At 71.1% G+C, this 16,288-nt stretch carries 16 protein-coding genes, 1 tRNA gene and 1 pseudogene; 8 read left to right on the forward strand and 10 right to left on the reverse strand.

The window, feature by feature from the left end; genetic code table 11:
* The first annotated feature begins 151 nt into the window (after nt 1–151).
* Entirely contained in the window at nt 152–823 is a 672-nt protein-coding gene (locus ACZ6KY_RS10065) for a hypothetical protein (RefSeq protein ID WP_469309857.1), read from the forward strand.
* A gap of 335 nt (nt 824–1,158) precedes the next feature.
* Here the strand turns inward: ACZ6KY_RS10065 and ACZ6KY_RS10070 are convergent.
* A tRNA-Arg gene (locus ACZ6KY_RS10070) sits at nt 1,159–1,234 on the reverse strand.
* 271 nt (nt 1,235–1,505) lie between these two features.
* On the opposite strand from ACZ6KY_RS10070, the gene ACZ6KY_RS10075 reads away from it, so the two are divergent.
* From ACZ6KY_RS10075 to ACZ6KY_RS10090, 4 genes are all read left to right on the forward strand, one after another.
* On the forward strand, nt 1,506–3,152 hold the full coding sequence (locus tag ACZ6KY_RS10075) for a dynamin family protein (RefSeq protein WP_469309858.1): 1,647 nt from the start codon (nt 1,506–1,508) through the stop codon (nt 3,150–3,152).
* Nucleotides 3,153–3,157: 5 nt separating this feature from the next.
* Nucleotides 3,158–5,284: a YfjP family GTPase gene (locus ACZ6KY_RS10080; RefSeq protein ID WP_469309859.1), complete on the forward strand. Its 2,127-nt coding sequence runs from the start codon at nt 3,158–3,160 to the stop codon at nt 5,282–5,284.
* A 132-nt stretch (nt 5,285–5,416) separates the two neighbouring features.
* Entirely contained in the window at nt 5,417–5,884 is a 468-nt protein-coding gene (locus tag ACZ6KY_RS10085; RefSeq protein WP_469309860.1) for a single-stranded DNA-binding protein, read from the forward strand.
* 258 nt (nt 5,885–6,142) lie between these two features.
* Complete coding sequence (locus ACZ6KY_RS10090; RefSeq protein WP_469309861.1) at nt 6,143–7,549, forward strand: Cys-Gln thioester bond-forming surface protein; 1,407 nt, start codon at nt 6,143–6,145, stop codon at nt 7,547–7,549.
* A gap of 223 nt (nt 7,550–7,772) precedes the next feature.
* Here ACZ6KY_RS10090 and ACZ6KY_RS10095 read toward each other — a convergent pair whose 3' ends face one another.
* Together ACZ6KY_RS10095 and ACZ6KY_RS10100 are read right to left on the reverse strand one after the other, a co-directional pair.
* The gene (locus ACZ6KY_RS10095) at nt 7,773–8,543 is read right to left on the reverse strand and encodes a YcnI family copper-binding membrane protein (RefSeq protein WP_469309862.1); all 771 of its coding nucleotides are present in this window, start codon (nt 8,541–8,543) and stop codon (nt 7,773–7,775) included.
* 30 nt (nt 8,544–8,573) lie between these two features.
* Nucleotides 8,574–9,161 carry a hypothetical protein gene (locus ACZ6KY_RS10100; RefSeq protein WP_469309863.1) on the reverse strand — a complete coding sequence of 196 codons (588 nt, stop codon included), beginning with the start codon at nt 9,159–9,161 and terminating at the stop codon, nt 8,574–8,576.
* A gap of 129 nt (nt 9,162–9,290) precedes the next feature.
* Between ACZ6KY_RS10100 and ACZ6KY_RS10105 the strand changes: the two genes are divergently transcribed.
* Entirely contained in the window at nt 9,291–10,250 is a 960-nt protein-coding gene (locus ACZ6KY_RS10105; RefSeq protein WP_469309864.1) for a D-2-hydroxyacid dehydrogenase family protein, read from the forward strand.
* Between the two features lie 255 nt (nt 10,251–10,505).
* A complete protein-coding gene (locus ACZ6KY_RS10110) occupies nt 10,506–10,796 on the forward strand; it encodes a chaplin (RefSeq protein ID WP_469309865.1) in 291 nt (96 codons plus the stop codon).
* 122 nt (nt 10,797–10,918) lie between these two features.
* Here ACZ6KY_RS10110 and ACZ6KY_RS10115 read toward each other — a convergent pair whose 3' ends face one another.
* The 7 genes from ACZ6KY_RS10115 to chpG all read right to left on the reverse strand — a co-directional run bounded on the left by ACZ6KY_RS10115 (nt 10,919) and on the right by chpG (nt 15,359).
* A complete protein-coding gene (locus ACZ6KY_RS10115) occupies nt 10,919–11,785 on the reverse strand; it encodes a tyrosinase family protein (RefSeq protein ID WP_469309866.1) in 867 nt (288 codons plus the stop codon).
* Nucleotides 11,769–12,257 carry a tyrosinase cofactor gene (locus tag ACZ6KY_RS10120; RefSeq protein ID WP_469310123.1) on the reverse strand — a complete coding sequence of 163 codons (489 nt, stop codon included), beginning with the start codon at nt 12,255–12,257 and terminating at the stop codon, nt 11,769–11,771. Before ACZ6KY_RS10120 ends, ACZ6KY_RS10115 begins: the two co-directional genes overlap by 17 nt.
* 692 nt (nt 12,258–12,949) lie before the next feature.
* A complete protein-coding gene (locus ACZ6KY_RS10125) occupies nt 12,950–13,579 on the reverse strand; it encodes a vitamin K epoxide reductase family protein (RefSeq protein ID WP_469309867.1) in 630 nt (209 codons plus the stop codon).
* Complete coding sequence (locus tag ACZ6KY_RS10130; protein ID WP_469309868.1) at nt 13,579–14,076, reverse strand: DUF5949 family protein; 498 nt, start codon at nt 14,074–14,076, stop codon at nt 13,579–13,581. The genes ACZ6KY_RS10125 and ACZ6KY_RS10130 overlap by 1 nt, the downstream gene beginning before the upstream one ends.
* Before the next feature lie 166 nt (nt 14,077–14,242).
* Nucleotides 14,243–14,482 (reverse strand): chaplin, encoded by a 240-nt coding sequence (locus ACZ6KY_RS10135; protein WP_469309869.1) that lies wholly within the window; start codon nt 14,480–14,482, stop codon nt 14,243–14,245.
* A gap of 97 nt (nt 14,483–14,579) precedes the next feature.
* Complete coding sequence (locus ACZ6KY_RS10140) at nt 14,580–14,882, reverse strand: hypothetical protein (RefSeq protein ID WP_469309870.1); 303 nt, start codon at nt 14,880–14,882, stop codon at nt 14,580–14,582.
* Between the two features lie 237 nt (nt 14,883–15,119).
* Entirely contained in the window at nt 15,120–15,359 is a 240-nt protein-coding gene (gene chpG, locus ACZ6KY_RS10145; RefSeq protein WP_469309871.1) for a chaplin ChpG, read from the reverse strand.
* A gap of 618 nt (nt 15,360–15,977) precedes the next feature.
* On the opposite strand from chpG, the pseudogene ACZ6KY_RS10150 reads away from it, so the two are divergent.
* Nucleotides 15,978–16,271: pseudogene (locus tag ACZ6KY_RS10150) on the forward strand (DUF3344 domain-containing protein); the annotation flags it as partial.
* Nucleotides 16,272–16,288 lie beyond the last annotated feature (17 nt).

Consider the following 16,288-nt stretch of genomic DNA (forward strand, 5'->3'; position numbering starts at 1 on the left):
CTTTGTGTTTATTATGAGCGTCGCGGTGCTTTCGCCCCCCTCCCCCCCCCCCCCCCCCCCCCCCCCCCCCCCCCCCCCCCCCCCCCCCCCCCCCCCCCCCACCGCCCGGAACACGAGACACACCCGGCTCTATCAGAAGGGCTCAACCCCCATGGCCATCTCCGACCGGAGAAAGATCGTGGCGGCGCTCACGCTCGCCGCGGGCGGCTTTGGCCTCATCGGCGTGAGCAGCGGTGCCACGTTCACCGACACCGTGGCGGGCTCCTTCGCGGTCAAGGCGGACTTCTCTCCCACCCCGACGGCCACGAGCACGGCAACGGACACGCCGACGCCCACTCCGTCGGAATCCACAAGTTCGCCGACGGCGACGGCCACGGCCACGGCCACGGCCACGGCGAGTCCTACAACCACGGCCACCGCCAGTTCCACGCCCACCCCGCACGCCGATCTCGCCGTGGACGTCACACCCTCCGACTGGAACAAGTGCGACAGCGACAGCCACAGCGTCATCTGCACCTACAAGAAGTCCCTGACGCTCAACAACTCCGCCTTCACGCCGCTCTCACGGGTGACGGCCACCAACTCCGGTGACGCCGACCTGACGGTGACGGCCAAGGTGACGCTGCCCGCCACGCTCACCGCGGCGGGTGTCACGGCGGAGGTCGTACGGACCGACAACGGCCCGGCCACGCTGAAGGCCGCCGCCAACCACAAGGGCGACAAGGCCGTTTACGAGGTCCGGCTCACGGGCCCGAAGAACTACACCGTCGCCATGTCGGACGCGAAGAAGATCACCCTCAGCTTCACCTACGCCACCGCCTGACCCGGGCCCGGCGCTACGGGGCGGTCGGCCGACGGGGACCCATCGGCCGACCCCCTGCCACGGAAACCCCACGACGCCCGGTGCGTTTCCGGTCAGCTCTCGGACCCCGGGAAACGGACGGAAGCCGGGACAGACCTCCCAGAGATGCCCCGGCAGGCTGAGCCGCCCCGCCGAAACCTCGCCACGTGTTCGGCGGGGCCACCCGCGAAAACCCGGTGACAGCCGGACAGCCCCGGACCTTCCACTTGATCATCGGGGAGGCGTTCGGGCTTCGTCGCGTCGAGTGAAACGTGTCCTGACCAGCAAAAAGCCCTCCCCAAAGGGAGGGCGGAGACTGGCGCCCCCGGCAGGACTCGAACCTGCGGCCAAGCGCTTAGAAGGCGCCTGCTCTATCCACTGAGCTACGGGGGCCGGGTGTGTCGGCCTGTGTCCTGGTGCCCGGGTGTGGGCTGATCCGTGACCTTGCCGGGGACAAGAATAGGGCTCCCGCATCCCCGTCCCTCATGCTTCGCCTCCGTGGCTCAATGTGGAGGTTCAGTGAAGCGGTCCTGATAATCGCAGGCAGGTACGAATCGTGCACCGCTTTTGGCGTCTCGCGCACCGGGTGTTGTGCACTCGTTATGCCTGCGCCCCAGTCATCCCTTCCGTCCCGTCTGTCCTGTCGGCGCGCAGGCATACCCATATGCTTCAGAAAGACTCCAAAATTGGGCATTCTTCGCATGTGGTGACCTTGGACGTACGGCCTCAGCTGCTCGACGCACTTTCCGCCCTGCGCGACCGTGTCGCCGCCGCACGCTTTCCGCTGCCCCTGGCAGGGGCTCCACGCGCGCGTGCCAACCGCGACGAACTGCTCGCACAGCTCGACGACTATTTGGTGCCCCGGTTGAGAGAACCCGAAGCACCCCTTCTCGCCGTCATCGGAGGGTCCACCGGTGCCGGCAAGTCGACCCTCGTCAACTCCCTTGTGGGGCGCCGGGTCAGCGAAGCGGGCGTACTGCGCCCGACGACCCGTACACCGGTGCTGGTGTGCCATCCGGAGGACCATCACTGGTTCAGCGGCATGCGCGTGCTGCCCCAGCTCACACGCGTGTGGGTGCCCCATCAGGAGCCCGGCGACGATCTTCCCGCCCCCACCGAACACGGGGAGCGGGTGTTGCGTATCGAGACCGCCGACACGCTGCCCCGCGGCCTCGCCCTCCTCGACGCGCCCGATGTCGACTCCCTGGTGGCCGACAATCGCGTGCTGGCCGCCGAACTGATCTGCGCGGCCGACATCTGGGTGATGGTCACCACGGCCGCGCGGTACGCCGACGCCGTGCCGTGGCATCTGCTGCGTACCGCCAAGGAACAGAAGGCGACCCTGGTGACGGTCCTGGACCGGGTACCCCACCAGGTGGTGTCCGAGGTCTCGCGGCAGTACGGGGCGCTGCTCGCCAAGGCGGGACTCGGTGAGGCCCCCCGCTTCACCGTGCCCGAGCTGCCCGAGTCCGCCTGGGGCGGCGGCCTGTTGCCCGCCACGGCCGTCGCGCCGCTGCGTACGTGGCTCACGCACCAGGCCCAGGACCCGGGAGCCCGCCACGGGGCGATGGCGCGTACGGCCTACGGTGTCCTCGACTCCCTGAGGTCGCGGATGCCGGAACTGGCCAGTGCCGCCGCCGCTCAGTACGCCGCCGCGACGCGGCTCACGGCGGCCGTCGACGGGGCGTACGACAGCGAGCACACGCGCGCGAAGGGGCGTCTGCAGGCCGGAGCCGTGCTCTCCGGGGACGCCCTCAAGCGCTGGCGCGCCTATCCCCTCGACTGCACGGCCGAGGAACTGCTGGACGCGCTCGTGGAGAGCCTGTCCGCCCTGCTGCTGTGCTCCGTCGCGGCCGCCGACGAACGCGTGGACGACGCCTGGCGCCGCGAACCGGCCTCGGGCGCTCCGGGGCTGACGGATCGTGATCCGACACTGGAGAGCGCCGAGCACCGGATCGGTCTGGCCGTACGACGCTGGCGGCGGGTCCTGGAGGAGTACGCCGAGGACGAGGTACGCGACCTCGACAAGAGTGTCGCGCCGGACCCCGCGGTGGTGGCCGCGCTGGTCGCCACGGCGCTCCTGGGCGGCCGCAGGGCGCGCAGCGCGGGTGAGGGGCTCGCCGAGCGGATCGGGGCGCACGGCGCGCTGCGGCTGCGCGACAAGGGCGGCCGGCTGCTCACGGACCTCATCGACAAGGCGCTGCAGACCGAACGCGAGCGCCGCCTCGCCCCCCTTGAAGCGCTCGACGTCCATCCAGAACCCCAGGCCGAACTCATCGCCGCGCTGTCCGTACTGCAGAAGGAGAGGTGACCGCGGTGACTGCCGTCACTGACCACACGGATCAGGCCGACCGCCCCGGAGACGAACGACCCGAGAAGGGCCGTCCCGAAGAGAACAGTCATCCCAAAGAGGATCACTCCGAAGACGGCGCCCGCGAAAACGCCCCCTCCGGGGTGAACACCCCGGGCACCGCCAGCGCCGAGAACACTTCGGAAAACCGTTCGGAGAACGGTCCGCCCGGTGCGGCGGGTTCCGGGGCCGGGTCCCGGGCGGACATCGAGGGAGGCATGACGGGCACCGAGGGAGGCACTGAGGAAGCCAACGGGGGCGTCGGCGGCAACGCCCCGCGGAGCGGCGGCGCGGCCGGACGGGGCGCCCCGCGGGACGCGTCCGAAGCGGAGTCCCACGCGCGCGGGGAGGGCGACGACCCGGCACGCGCGGAGGACGGCCCCGTCTGGGACGACGGTCTCATCGCGCGGCGCGTGAGCGAGACGGCCCCCGGTCACTACCAGACGCCGTTGGCGGAGGCCAAGGCCGCCGTCCCGGCGGTGCCCGCCCCCCTCGCGTACGACGGGCCGCTGCGCTCGCGCCTGGACGCGCTCCGTGAGCTGGTGGGCCTCTCCCGCGCCCGTCTCGACAGCAGGACGCTCGCCGAGGCGGGCCGGGTCCTGGACGAGGCGGCGGCCCGCCGCAAACTCTCCGGGGAGCACACCGTCGTCGCCATCGCCGGTGCCACGGGCAGCGGCAAGTCGCAGCTCTTCAACGCGCTCGCCGGCGTGGCCATTTCGGAGACCGGCGTGCGCAGGCCGACCACCTCCGCACCCATCGCCTGCACCTGGAACGACGGCGCGGCCACCCTCATCGACCGGCTCGGCATCCCCGGGCGGCTGCGCAGACGCCCGCTGCAGAGCGCGGAGGCGGAGGCACAGCTGCGCGGCCTGGTCCTGGTCGACCTGCCCGACCACGACTCCGCGGCCGTCCAGCACCGAGAGCAGGTGGACCGCGTCCTGGCGCTCGTCGACGCGGTCATCTGGGTGGTGGATCCGGAGAAGTACGCGGACGCCGTCCTCCATGAGCGCTATCTGCGGCCCCTGGCCGGGCACGCGGAGGTCACCTTCGTGGTCCTCAACCAGGTGGACCGGCTCCCCGGAGAGGCCGCCGACCAGGTGCTCGACGATCTGCGGCGGCTGCTCGACGAGGACGGCATCGCGCTCGGCGAGTACGGCGAACCGGGCGCGACCGTCCTCTCGCTGTCCGCGCTCACCGGGGCCGGAGTCCCCGAACTGCGCGAGTGTCTCGGCCAGTTCGTGGCGGAACGCGGCGCCGCTGCACGGCGGATCTCGGCCGATCTCGACGCGGCCGCCGCGCGGCTGCGGCCCGTCTACGCGACCGGGCGACGGGCCGGGCTCAGCGAGGAGGCGCGCGACGAGTTCGCGGACCGGCTCGCGGACGCCGTGGGCGCCGTAGCGACCGGGGAGGCCGCCGAGCGGGCCTGGCGCCGCAACGCCAACCGCGCGTGCGGCACGCCCTGGCTGCGGCTGTGGCGCTGGCATCTGGAGCGGCGCGAGCCCCCGACCGGGCGCCTGCCCGTGCGCGCTCCCGCGGACGAGGAGGCCACCGCGCGCCAGCGTGTCGAGCAGGCGGTGCGGACGGTCGCGGACCGGGCCTCGTACGGACTTCCCGCGCCCTGGGCGCAGGCGGTGCGTGAGGCGGCCGTACGGGGCGCGCAGGGGCTGCCCGAGGCGCTGGACGACATGGCGGCGCGCGCGACGGCTCCGGCGGGACGGCCGCCGCGGCCCGGCTGGTGGCCCGTCGCGGTGCTGGCGCAGGCCGCGATGACGATCCTCCAGGTCATCGGCGGGCTCTGGCTGGTGGGCCAGATCATCGGGGTCATGTCACCGAACCTGGGGGTTCCGGTGCTGTTGATGGTGTCGGGCATCGTCGGCGGCCCGGTCGTCGAGTGGGGCAGCAGAATGGCGGCCCGCGGGCCGGCCAGACGCTACGGCCTGGAAGCGGAACGCCGATTGCGCGAGGCGGCCGCCGGGTGCGGGAGAGCCCGGGTGCTGGATCCCGTGGCCGCGGAGCTGCTGCGGTACCGCGAGGTACGGGAGCAGTACGGCCGGGTCATGGGGACGGCGACGGCGGGTACCCCGGTCGGGTGACGCGGTTTTCCGCAACCGGCCGGTAGCACACAGCGCCCAGCGGGCCCGGCCCGGCGGAGGCAGTCTGATCCCGCGGCGATCGCAGCGCATGCGCTCGCCGCGGCAGACGTATTCGCACGGGAGGGATTCACGATGAACGAGACGATGGTGTGCGCGGTGGGCAATGTGGCGACACGGCCCGTGTACCGGGAATTGGCGAACGGCGCGTCGGCGCGGTTCCGGCTGGCGGTGACCTCGCGGTACTGGGACCGCGAGAAGAGCGGGTGGACGGACGGGCACACCAACTTCTTCACGGTGTGGGCCAATCGCGCGCTCGCCACGAACGTGGGGGCCTCGGTGTCGGTGGGCGACCCCGTCATCGTGCAGGGCAGGCTGAAGGTGCGCACCGAGACACGCGACGGGGAGAGCTGGACGTCGGCGGACATCGACGCGGTGGCGATCGGCCACGACCTCTCCCGCGGTACGTCGGCCTTCCGGCGTCCGTCCAAGGAGGGCGAGCCGGCTTCGGCGCACCGCCCTGAGCCCAGTTGGGAATCGGCGCCCGACACCCCGCCCGGGAGCGCGTCCCAACAGCGTCCCGAACCGGCCGGGGTGACGTGATGTCAGAGAGAGTCACGATCTGACCGAACTGCGGCTTATCGACAAATACACTGCGAACAACTCTCGTGGATTTGTCGATAGGCGCAGCTCACGGACGTGATCGCGATAACGATTCCGAGTCGGATCGGTTATCGGATGACATGACCGGGGGGAGCGATGCGCCGCTTCTTTAGGATGCCGAACACAGCTCTCGGGGCTTCTGATTCTGCTGGCGGGACCGTCCCCCATGTCAAAGGGTCCTGCTCGAAGGGGAATTCTGTGTCTTCTGCGTTCTCTGTGTTGTCCGCACGCGGGCGAGGGGCCGCCCGCCTCGCCGCAGCGGCGTTGGTGTGGGGGCTCGCGGCCGCGGGGACGGTCGCCGCAGCCGGTACGGCCGCCGCCGACGAGACCCCGCAGAGCCAGGGTGGAGCGAGCGCCACCATAGGCGACTTGAAGACCTACGGGTCTGCGGTCATTCATGAGAACGGCGAGGACTCCTGGGTCTCGGCCGGCCTGTTCGAGATGTCCGTCGACAACGGCGGCATGCTGCAGACCTACTGCATCGACCTCCACAACCCGACACAGCGGGACGCCAGGTACCAGGAGACCTCCTGGAGCGGCACGTCGCTGAACGGCAACAAGGACGCGGGCAGGATCCGCTGGATCCTGCAGAACTCCTACCCGCAGGTGAACGACCTGGCCGCGCTGGCCCAGAAGGCCGATGTCACCGGCCTCACCGAGCAGGACGCGGCGGCCGGTACGCAGGTGGCCATCTGGCGGTTCTCGGACGGCGCCGACGTGGACGCCGCGGACCCGGGGGCGGAGAAGCTCGCGGACTATCTGCAGAAGAACGCGCGGAACCTGCCGGAGCCCGAGGCCTCGCTGACGCTCGCCCCGGCCGCGGTCTCCGGCCACGCGGGCGAGCGGCTCGGCCCGGTCACGGTGCACACCAACGCGGGCAGCGTGACGGTGACACCCCCCACGGACACCGCGGCCAGCGGGGTGAAGGTCGTCGACAAGGACGGCAAGGCTGTCACCTCCGCGGTCGACGGCAGCCGGGTCTTCTTCGACGTGCCGAAGGACAGCGCGGACGGTTCCGCCTCGCTCACCGTGCAGGCCTCCACGACCGTGCCGGTCGGCCGCGCCTTCACCTCGGAGACCCGCAGTCAGACGCAGATCCTCGCGGGCTCCAGCGAGTCCACCGTTTCCGCCACGGCCACCGCGACCTGGGCGGCGAAGGGTGCGATACCCGCCCTGTCCGCCCAGAAGAACTGCGCCAAGGGTGGCGTGGACATCACGGCGGCCAACAAGGGCGACGAGGCGTTCACGTTCGAACTGATGGGCGCCGAGCACACCGTCGCGGCGGGCGTGTCCCAGACGGTCACCATCCCGCTGCAGGAGGACCAAGCGTACGACTTCGGCATCGGCGGCCCGAACGGCGTCGAGAAGCGGTTCAAGGGCGTGCTGGACTGCAAGACCCAGGGCGCCGCGACCGACGTCTCGACCCAGACGCTCAGCGAGCCGAGCCCGGCGTCGGTGGGCGGCTCCAGCGGCGGCACCGACCTCGCCGAGACCGGTGGCTCCGGCTCGACTCCGATCATCGCGGGCGCGGCCATCGCCCTCGTCGTGATCGGCGGAGCCGTGGTGGTCCTCGTCCGCAGGAAGCAGACACCGCCGCAGATCTGACCGGCACGGCACCTCGACCACCGGGCTGCCGGGCTGCCGGGCTGCTCTGCCGCACAGCGTCCTCGGCCGCCGTGTCACCCGGCTACCCAGCCACACGGCCGCCAGGGAGAGTACGGCCGCGGCGTGGTGCGTGGTGGTCCGTCGGGGTTGCGGAATGTGGCCGTGGGGACCTTCCGCCCCGCCGACGGGAGTTGAGGTCGGCGGGGCGGCGGGCGCACAGTGGTTAGGAGCGGGTGCTCCGGCCGCGTACGACGGCGAATCCGGCCGCGATGAGGCCGAGGACACCGACGATCAGGCCTGCTGTTCCCAGGGCACGCGCGGTGGAGTCACTGCTCTTGTCGCTCGCGGTCGATTCCTTGGCCGCCGAGGAGGCGGACGCCGAGGACGAGTCGGATCCGGAGGCCCCGGTCCCGGTCCCGGTCCCCGCCGAAGGAGTGTCCTCTCCCGCGCCCTTGGCGGTGAGGGTCAGCGCCGGAGCCGGGCTCTCCGGCTCCTCCGCGCCCTTCTGTGGCTCCTCGATCCAGCGGACCACATTGCCGTCCGAGTAGGTCTGGAGGGTCTTGAAGCTCAATTGGTCGGTGTCGTCCGGCAGTTGGCCGAAGGCGACCTCGAAGTCCTGGAACTCGCCGTGGCGGATCCTGCCCCCGGTCCAGGTGATCTCGGAGACGGCGTCGGTGATCGTGCCGTCGTCCGTCTTGATGGGCTTCTTCAGCTTGATGGTCGTCACCTTGGCGGTCCAGCCCGCCTGCGGGGTGACCAGGACACCCAGGACCGGATGATCGGTGGGCAGGAAGACCTGCACCTTGGTGGTGCTGGCGGTGTCCTCCTCGTTGGGGACGCGGAAGCTCAGGAGACCGTCCGTGGCTCCCTTGGCGTAGCTCTCGGGGTGGACCGTCACATGCGCGAAGGCGGCGCCCGCGGCGGTCAGGAGGCCCGCGGTGGCGAGGGCGGCGACCGTGCCGGTGCGGCGCAGGGTGGTGCTCATCGGGGACATTCAGGGAACTCCGTACTGGGGGGAACGTGGTCAGGGCGTGTACGCGAGCCCTGCCGGCGGTCCCCGGCGCGAGACGGCGTGACGCAGCAGTGTCCGCCGGAGTGGCCACGGTTCGGCCGGTGTCCGTCCCGCGGGATCCCCGTACGGCCGTACGGGAGGCAGGACCGTACGCGCCCTCCACCACGCGGCGAGGCCCGGCACGAACGCCACGGCCCGGCGCAGCAGGGACCACAGGGCGGCCTCGCCGCGCCGCAGCCACCAGGTCGTCAGCAGGGCCGCGGCGACATGCACGGCTGTGGCGTGGGGGGTCAGGGCGTGCGTGTGCGGGGCCATCATGGACGCCCCGTGCATGTCCATCACCATGCGCGGCCGGGCGGCTTCGAAGCCGAGGTGGAGTCCGGCCTGCGCGACCAGCATCGCGCCGCCTATCCCGGACAGGGACCGTTCGCGACCGCCCAGCGGACAGCCGATGGCGAAGACGGCGAGGAGTCCGGCGCCGTCCGCCCAGCGCGGCGGCGCCTGCCCGGTGGCGAGCAGGTGCCCCCCGGCGGCCAGCAGCACGCACAGCACGGCGAACACCGCCGCGCGCAGACTCCGTACCGCCAGGGACGCACTCATGGAGCCCAGATACTGCCATGGGGAGCGAGTGACCGTCGCGGTTCCCCCGGGGAGCCGTCCGTCACCCGCCGCCCGGCTCCCCCGGCCACCGCTCGGATAGGGTCCTGCTGAGCCTGGGAGGGACCCGAGATGCGACTTCGCTGTGCCGTGCTGGACGACTATCAGAGCGTCGCGACCGAGATCGCCGACTGGTCGCCCGTCGCGGACAGGGTGGAAGTCACCTGTTTCGACCGGCACTTCGCCGACGAGGACGCGCTGGCCGCCGCGCTGTCGGGGTTCGACATCGTCGTCACACTGCGCGAACGCGTGCCCTTCCCGGCGTCCCTGCTGGCCAGGCTGCCGAGGCTGAAGCTGTTGATCGCCTCCGGGATGCGCAACACGGTGATCGACTACCCGGCCGCCGAGGCGCACGGAGTGACCGTGTGCGGCACGCCGAGTTCCTCGACGCCCCCGGTCGAGCTGACCTGGGCGCTGCTGCTCGGCCTCGCGCGGGGCATCGTCACGGAGCACAACGCGTTGCGGGCGGGCGGTCCCTGGCAGAGCACCGTCGGCGCCGATCTGCACGGCCGCCGGCTCGGTCTGCTCGGGCTGGGCAAGATCGGCGCCCGGGTGGCCCAGGTGGGCCTCGCCTTCGGCATGCGGGTCAGCGCGTGGAGCCAGAACCTCACCGGGGAACGGGCCGAGGAGGCGGGCGTGGAGCTCGCCCCCTCCAAGGAGGAACTGCTGGCAGGCAGCGACTTCGTCTCCGTCCACCTCGCGCTCGGCGACCGCACCCGGGGCCTTGTCGGCGCCGCCGAACTGGCCCTCCTCAAGCCGACCGCCTTCCTCGTCAACACCTCGCGCTCGGCGATCGTCGACCAGGACGCCCTGCTGGCCGCGCTGCACGCGGGACGCATCGCCGGAGCCGGCCTCGACGTGTTCGACGTCGAGCCGCTGCCCGTCGGCCATCCGATGCGCACGGCCCCCCGACTGCTGACCACCCCGCACCTCGGCTACGTGTCGCGCTCCAACTACGAGACGTACTACGGCGCGGCGGTCGAGAACATCGAGGCGTTCCTGGCGGGCACACCGCTGCGCCGGCTCGGCTGACCGGGCCCGCTCGCCCGGTTGTCCGACAACTCGCCGATCGTCCGCCCCGGTCACCATGCCCCCTGCCCCCGTGGTCCCATGCCCCGTGGTCCCGTTGAGCGGACGTGCGACCGGACCGAGTGAACAGCCGTCCGTCCGGCTCCTGTTCGAAGAGGGATCCCCTGCTGAACGCCCGTGACCAGGTGTGGACGGAGGCGTTGAAGGGGAGTGCGGTCGCGTCGTGCCACCGCGCTCATCGATTCAAAGGAGAACGTGATGTCTCGCATCGCGAAGGCCGCCGCAGTCGTCGTGGGCACGGGTGCCGTGGCGCTCAGCGGGGCCGGTCTGGCCATGGCTGACGCCGGCGCCCAGGGCGGGGCCGTCGGCTCGCCCGGCGTCCTGTCGGGCAACGTCATCCAGGCCCCGATCAACGTGCCCGTCAACGTATGCGGCAACACGATCAATGTCGTCGGTCTGCTGAACCCGGCCTTCGGCAACACCTGCGTGAACGGCGGGGGTCACCACCACAAGGAGCAGCACCACCGCGCCCACGGCTACGGCAGCTGAGCCCAGCACGCGAAGGGCCCCCGGCAGGAAGTGCTGCCGGGGGCTTCGCCGTGCCCGGTACGTGTCCCGGTGACGCCCGTTCGCCGTACCCGTGGATGTCCGTCACGTACCGGTGGACCCCGCTACGCGTACCGGTAGATGCCGCTGTGGTCCTCCATCGCCTCCGGTGTCACGCCCCACGGGGGCATCTTCTCGTGCCGGGCGACGATGCGGCGGTACTGGGAGTTGCTGGGACCCGGGGGGCGCTCGGGCAGGTAGCGGGCGCCCCCGTGGCGCTTCTGCCAGCGGGACCACTGGAGGTCGATGAAGGCGTGGTGCAGCCAGAAGACGGGGTCGTTGACGGAGGCGCCGCCCAGCATGTGACCGCCGACCCAGCGGTGGACGCGGTTGTGGTTTCCCCAGGTGGCGTTCCCCGGCCCGTGTCCCCACCCCTCCAGCCGGTTCCGGAAGCCGTGTGTGGAGGTCGAGTTGAAGGGCGCCGTGTCGTAGACGGGGTCCTCCAGGGCCGAGTTCAGCTCGCCCTGGGTGGGCAGTTGGAGCGGCTGTCGCGGGCGGCCGAACTCGCGCGTGAGGAACGCGCCGTCGGTCACCCCTTCCTTGATCTTCCAGTTGCCCTGCGCGTAGGCGAAGGGTCCGGTCATGACCTGCCGGTCCGAGCGCCGCCCGTTGCCGCCGAGCAGGTCCTTGGTCCACGGCGCGGCGGACGGCGTGCGGTCCCGCGTCCAGTCCCAGTACGGCACACTCACCCCGGGGTCCACGCTCTGTAGCGCCCGTTCCAGGTCCAGCAGGAACCGCCGGTGCCAGGGCAGGAACGAGGGCGCCATGTGGGCGGCGCGCAGTCCGCCGTCGCCGTCCGAGACGTAGTACTCGATGTGTGCCCGGACGAACTCGTCGTACTGTCCCCGGCGTTTGACCTCCAGCATCGCGGTGACGAAGCGGCGGCGCTCCGCGCTCGTGAGGGTGCTGGCGTTCTTACGCGTGTACACCATGGTGGTGGCCGCCCCCCTCCGCACCGCTCCGCCTGCCGCTCTCCCGCGTGCCGGTTCCCCGTCCGCCGGTCCCCCGCGCACCGCCCGCGGCCGCGCCCCCCGCCTTGCCGTCCATACCCCTGAGGTGCTCGGAGGGTCCCAGCTCGTCGACGGCCGCGCGCGCCGCCGCCAGCGGTGTCGGATACGACTCGTAGTGGTCCACCATGCTGAGATAGCTGCCGTCCGCACGGCGCATCAGATGCAGCGGCCGTTCGTCCACCGTGACCTGCCACTCGCCGCCGGCGAACGCGGCCCGGCCGTCCGAACCGCCCTTCGTGCCGAGGATGTGCCGGCCGCGGTACACCTCGTCGAAGGAGAGGTCCTGGGGGTGGAGCCGGCGCGGCGGCCGTGAGGCCGCGACGACGGGGGCCAGCGCCACGCCGACGGCCGATACGAGCAGACCCCGCATGGCACCACGCCGGGTCAACGCCATTCCACCCGCCACGCGCTCCGCCCCGCGGCCGCGCGCCCGGCCGGGCGGCACCCGGCCCGGCCCGCACCTCGGCACTCTGCTCGACATCCAGCTGACGAACATGCATCTCTCCTCGACGAATTCAGGCTGCTTCGGTCCGACTGTTCCGGTCCGACTGTTCCGGTCCGGCCGCTTCGGTCCGCTTCAGCGGGATCAACGACGGCGGCGCCCGATGGTTCGGTCGGCAGGCCCGGTCCGGACTCCCCGGCCCGCTCCCCCGGACGGGGTCCGCCAGGCCCCGGGCCCATCTCCAGGTTCGCCCCCGGCAGCGGTCTTCAGCAGCGGTGTGAGCACGGCGGCCTGAGGCAGCCTCGGTTCGGGAAGGCCGAGGTGGTCGGGGTTCGGCGCGCTGAGCGGGCTGTCCACGGACGCTCCCGGGGTCGGCGTCCGCAGGCCGGCCGCCGGCGCGGAGAGACCGAGGTTGGTCGAATCCGTCGCCGAGGATGTGCGGGAGGGGCGTACGGACGTCCGCCCCTGGCAGCCCGCCGCTGAGCGGCACTTGGGGAACGGCCCGCTCGGGGATCATCCGGCCCTCGACGTACCGGGGCCCCTCCAGCCCGCCAGGCATCGGCAACGGCAACTCACCCGCGATGCTGGGCGCCTTCAGGCCGAGGGACTGCTCGACACCGTTCAGCGGCACCGGAAAAGGAGATTCAGCCCGTCCAGAAATCCCACCAACGGGTAAGGATCAGCATTCCGATGACGCCGATGTGCAGCACCGGAAAAACCCAGGTGAATTCCGCGAGGAATACCTTCAGCCAGTCCGGCGCGGGCAGAAAGTCATTCCGTACGTTGAAGGAGGTGACGTACCAGAACATGATGATCGTGGCGACCCATGCCAGACAGCACCACAGGCACAGCGAATTGATCCGGTAGAGCGACTGGAACTGCAGCCAGGTGCAGAATCCGACGCCGAAGAGCATGCCCGCGTCGAAGGTCAGCCAGTACCAGCGCGGGAATCCCGCACCGGTCAGCAGACTCACGCCGACACAGATGACGACGCCGTACGCCACCAGGCCCAGCATCGGGTTGGGGAATCCGAAGGCCGAGGCCTGCTCGCTCTTCATGATGTTGCCGCAGGAGACCACCGGGTTCAGGCTGCATCCCGGAACGAAGTTCGGGTTCTCCAGGAGCTTGATCTTGTCGATCGTGATGACCCACGCGGCGAGAAGACCGGCCGCCCCCGTGATCACCAGCAGCAGGGCGAGAGCACGGCCGCTGCCCGCGGTACGCCCGCGCGCACCGCTGCCGCCGTCCGTCCCCCGGCCCGCGGCGGCCGTCATCAGCCGCGCAGGCCGCGCGCGGGCAGCAGTACGTGCGCCGCGCTGAGCAGGGTCTCCTCGTCGCCCGCGAAGGCCGTCAGGTCCTCGGGCGCGACGGGCTTGCCAGGCTCGGCCACGGGCCAGGCGCGGGTGGCGAACAGGAAGTAGGCGTAACCGCGTTCCCCCACCGCGGCGAGCCACTCCGGCGGGACGACGCACTGGGCGTTGAGGTGCGGCATGCTGACGACGGCCTGGCCGGCCTCGACGAGCAGGGTGAGCGGCAGGCTCGGCTGCCGGGAACCGTCGATGAGCGTGTCGCCGACAGGCAGTCCGTTGTCGATCAGCAGCTGCCGGACGGCGGCCGCTGATCCTTCCGGGCCGCCTTCGCCGTCGCCCAGCGAGTAGGCGAGGAGATAGGGCATGTCACCGTCGGGGGCTTCACCGCTGAAGGCCATGACGGCGAGCGTGCCGAGATCGGCGACCCGAAGAGGGCGCATTTCGCTTGAGGTTGAGGTCACCGCGGAACCCTATCGATGCGCCCGTTCGGGTTCTGACCCGATATCACCCGACCGGGCGATGACCGGGAGCGTGACCACACGAACGAGGGACGCGGCTCGAACAGCGCGAAGGACCGATTCCGCGTCATGCGGAATCGGCCCTTTTCACCGCCTCGGATGTACGACGTCAGTCGTTGAGGCAGGTGTTGCCGAATGCCGGGTTCAGCAGGCCGACGACGTTGACCGTATCGCCGCAGCCATTGACCGGAACGTGAACGGGAACCTGTAGGAGGTTGCCCGACAGGACGCCCGGGGAACCGACCGCCGCGCCCTCGGCGCCGGAGTCCGCGGCGGCACTGCCCGCGGCGGCACCCGCGGCCATTCCGGCGGTGGCGAAAATCAGTGCGGCCTTCTTGGCAGTGTTCATTTTCAGCCCTTTCCTGGAGATTTTCTCGGAAATTTTCTCCAGAGCCCAGGAAAATGCGGGCGGGCGTTACGGAAAGACACGCGCGTAAGGGATACGACTATCCCTGAGGGGGAAGGCCGCCGAGAAGCTGCTGGGGACCGCTGGCCGTGTTGAGCGTCTTCGTCGCGCCGCTCACGCCGTTGAGCAGCGAGCCCTTGTTCTCGGTGTCGAGCGCGCTCGACTGATGCTGCAGGGGCAGGACATCCTGCGCGCTGAGGGAACGCTGGCTGGCAACGGTCTCCAGGGCGCCGTTGAGGCTGGAGGGCGTGAGGCCGGGGGCTCCGGCGGCGAACGCGGGCGCGGCGGCACCGGCGACGACCAGGGATCCGGCGACTACAGCGGCGGCCTTGAGGGACTTCATCGTGTTCCTTTCTTCGGCGACTGATGTCACCGGAGGGAATTCCTCTGTGCGCTGCCTAACGAGCCCCGAACGCGACGGAAACTCCGCGTGCAGAAAATTCCTGCACCCCACCCGGACGAACGGTGCGTCTCGTCCTCCTGTCGGACCCCGCGCGCGAACGGCCGCCGCGTGTGCGGCAACGCGAACCGGCCGCCCTCCCTTTCGGGTGGACGGCCGGCGGAAGGGTCCGCGATGACGTCAGCCGTTGACGCAGGTGTTGCCGACCGCGGGGTTCAGCAGACCGATGACGTTGACGGTGTTGCCGCACACGTTGACCGGAACGTGAACGGGAACCTGCACGACGTTGCCCGACAGGACGCCGGGGGAGTGGGCGGCCGCGCCGTGCGCGCCGCTGTCTGCGGCGGCGATGCCGGCGGCGCCGGCCACAGCGGCGGCGGCAACGGAGGTCAGGGCCAGGCCCTTCGCGATACGCGACATGGAGAAGTGCTCCTTGGAAATCGACTCAACATCCGGGCGGGATGCCCGGCTCTGGATTCAACGCGCGGCACACACGCGGGTTGTGCCTCCAAAGGGGTGATCTCGCAAACGGTCAAGCTTCACCAATCCGACACACATGCAAGCTTTCCCTGATAAATACGGACACCCGCTAGAGTCGGGCACCTCCGAGGGCGCCTGGAAGCAGGCGTCGACCGGCGTCGGGAGCGGACGGGGAGCCGACACGCATCCGTCTGATCCTCAGATTTTCCGTCCTTCCGCTGGTCCCGAACCTTTTCCCCCGAAAGGGCACCGCCGGTCATGCGTACTTCCCCGGGCCTGCTGCTGCGCCGTGCGCTCGTCGGCCGCTCCGCCCTCGCCACCTTCTGGGCACCGGGTGGCCCCGCGTCCGCGGAGCCGCCCACCGACAGGGCTCCCGCCGCGGAGGCACCGGCCCTGGCGTTCACGCAGCGGTACCACGCACTCCAGCACGGCGGAATCGTGCGGGCCGCGAACTCCTCCATCAGCTGCCGGAGTTCCACGAGGTCCGCCCTCCCCCACGGCCCCGTGAGAACAGCCGGGACGCCCCGCGCCACGACACCCGGGTGCCTCGCGGCACGCCGGGGCGGCCCGGGCGACTCGCTGTCGGTCTCGACGGGCCGCGGTGCGCCGGCGGTGCTGGGCGACTCCGCCAACCCCCCGGACGACGTTCTGAACTCGACGATCAGCGAGCCAGGACCCGGCGCGATCAAGCGGGTGCCCGCGTACACGAACACACTCGGTTACGACTCCGACGTCCTCGAACTTGGCAAGGGGATCCGTCGCGGGGGTGACCAGTTGGCCTTCCGGATCGTTTCGCAGCGGGACGCGGCCTGGGTCGGAGCACTGTTCGCCGCCGTCGACGCGAAGCAGTGACGCGCGCCCCGGCGCGC

The organism is Streptomyces sp. NPDC042002, assembly GCF_055588305.1.

Excerpts from the sequence above, each read along its gene's own strand:
- ACZ6KY_RS10065 (WP_469309857.1), top strand. The coding sequence starts at position 152 with ATGGCCATCTCCGACCGGAGAAAGATCGTGGCGGCGCTCACGCTCGCC.
- ACZ6KY_RS10075 (WP_469309858.1), top strand. The coding sequence starts at position 1,506 with ATGCTTCAGAAAGACTCCAAAATTGGGCATTCTTCGCATGTGGTGACC.
- ACZ6KY_RS10085 (WP_469309860.1), top strand. The coding sequence starts at position 5,417 with ATGAACGAGACGATGGTGTGCGCGGTGGGCAATGTGGCGACACGGCCC.
- ACZ6KY_RS10095 (WP_469309862.1), bottom strand. The coding sequence starts at position 8,543 with ATGTCCCCGATGAGCACCACCCTGCGCCGCACCGGCACGGTCGCCGCC.
- ACZ6KY_RS10100 (WP_469309863.1), bottom strand. The coding sequence starts at position 9,161 with ATGAGTGCGTCCCTGGCGGTACGGAGTCTGCGCGCGGCGGTGTTCGCC.
- ACZ6KY_RS10105 (WP_469309864.1), top strand. The coding sequence starts at position 9,291 with ATGCGACTTCGCTGTGCCGTGCTGGACGACTATCAGAGCGTCGCGACC.
- ACZ6KY_RS10110 (WP_469309865.1), top strand. The coding sequence starts at position 10,506 with ATGTCTCGCATCGCGAAGGCCGCCGCAGTCGTCGTGGGCACGGGTGCC.
- ACZ6KY_RS10115 (WP_469309866.1), bottom strand. The coding sequence starts at position 11,785 with ATGGTGTACACGCGTAAGAACGCCAGCACCCTCACGAGCGCGGAGCGC.
- ACZ6KY_RS10120 (WP_469310123.1), bottom strand. The coding sequence starts at position 12,257 with ATGGCGTTGACCCGGCGTGGTGCCATGCGGGGTCTGCTCGTATCGGCC.
- ACZ6KY_RS10125 (WP_469309867.1), bottom strand. The coding sequence starts at position 13,579 with ATGACGGCCGCCGCGGGCCGGGGGACGGACGGCGGCAGCGGTGCGCGC.
- ACZ6KY_RS10135 (WP_469309869.1), bottom strand. The coding sequence starts at position 14,482 with ATGAACACTGCCAAGAAGGCCGCACTGATTTTCGCCACCGCCGGAATG.
- ACZ6KY_RS10140 (WP_469309870.1), bottom strand. The coding sequence starts at position 14,882 with ATGAAGTCCCTCAAGGCCGCCGCTGTAGTCGCCGGATCCCTGGTCGTC.
- chpG (WP_469309871.1), bottom strand. The coding sequence starts at position 15,359 with ATGTCGCGTATCGCGAAGGGCCTGGCCCTGACCTCCGTTGCCGCCGCC.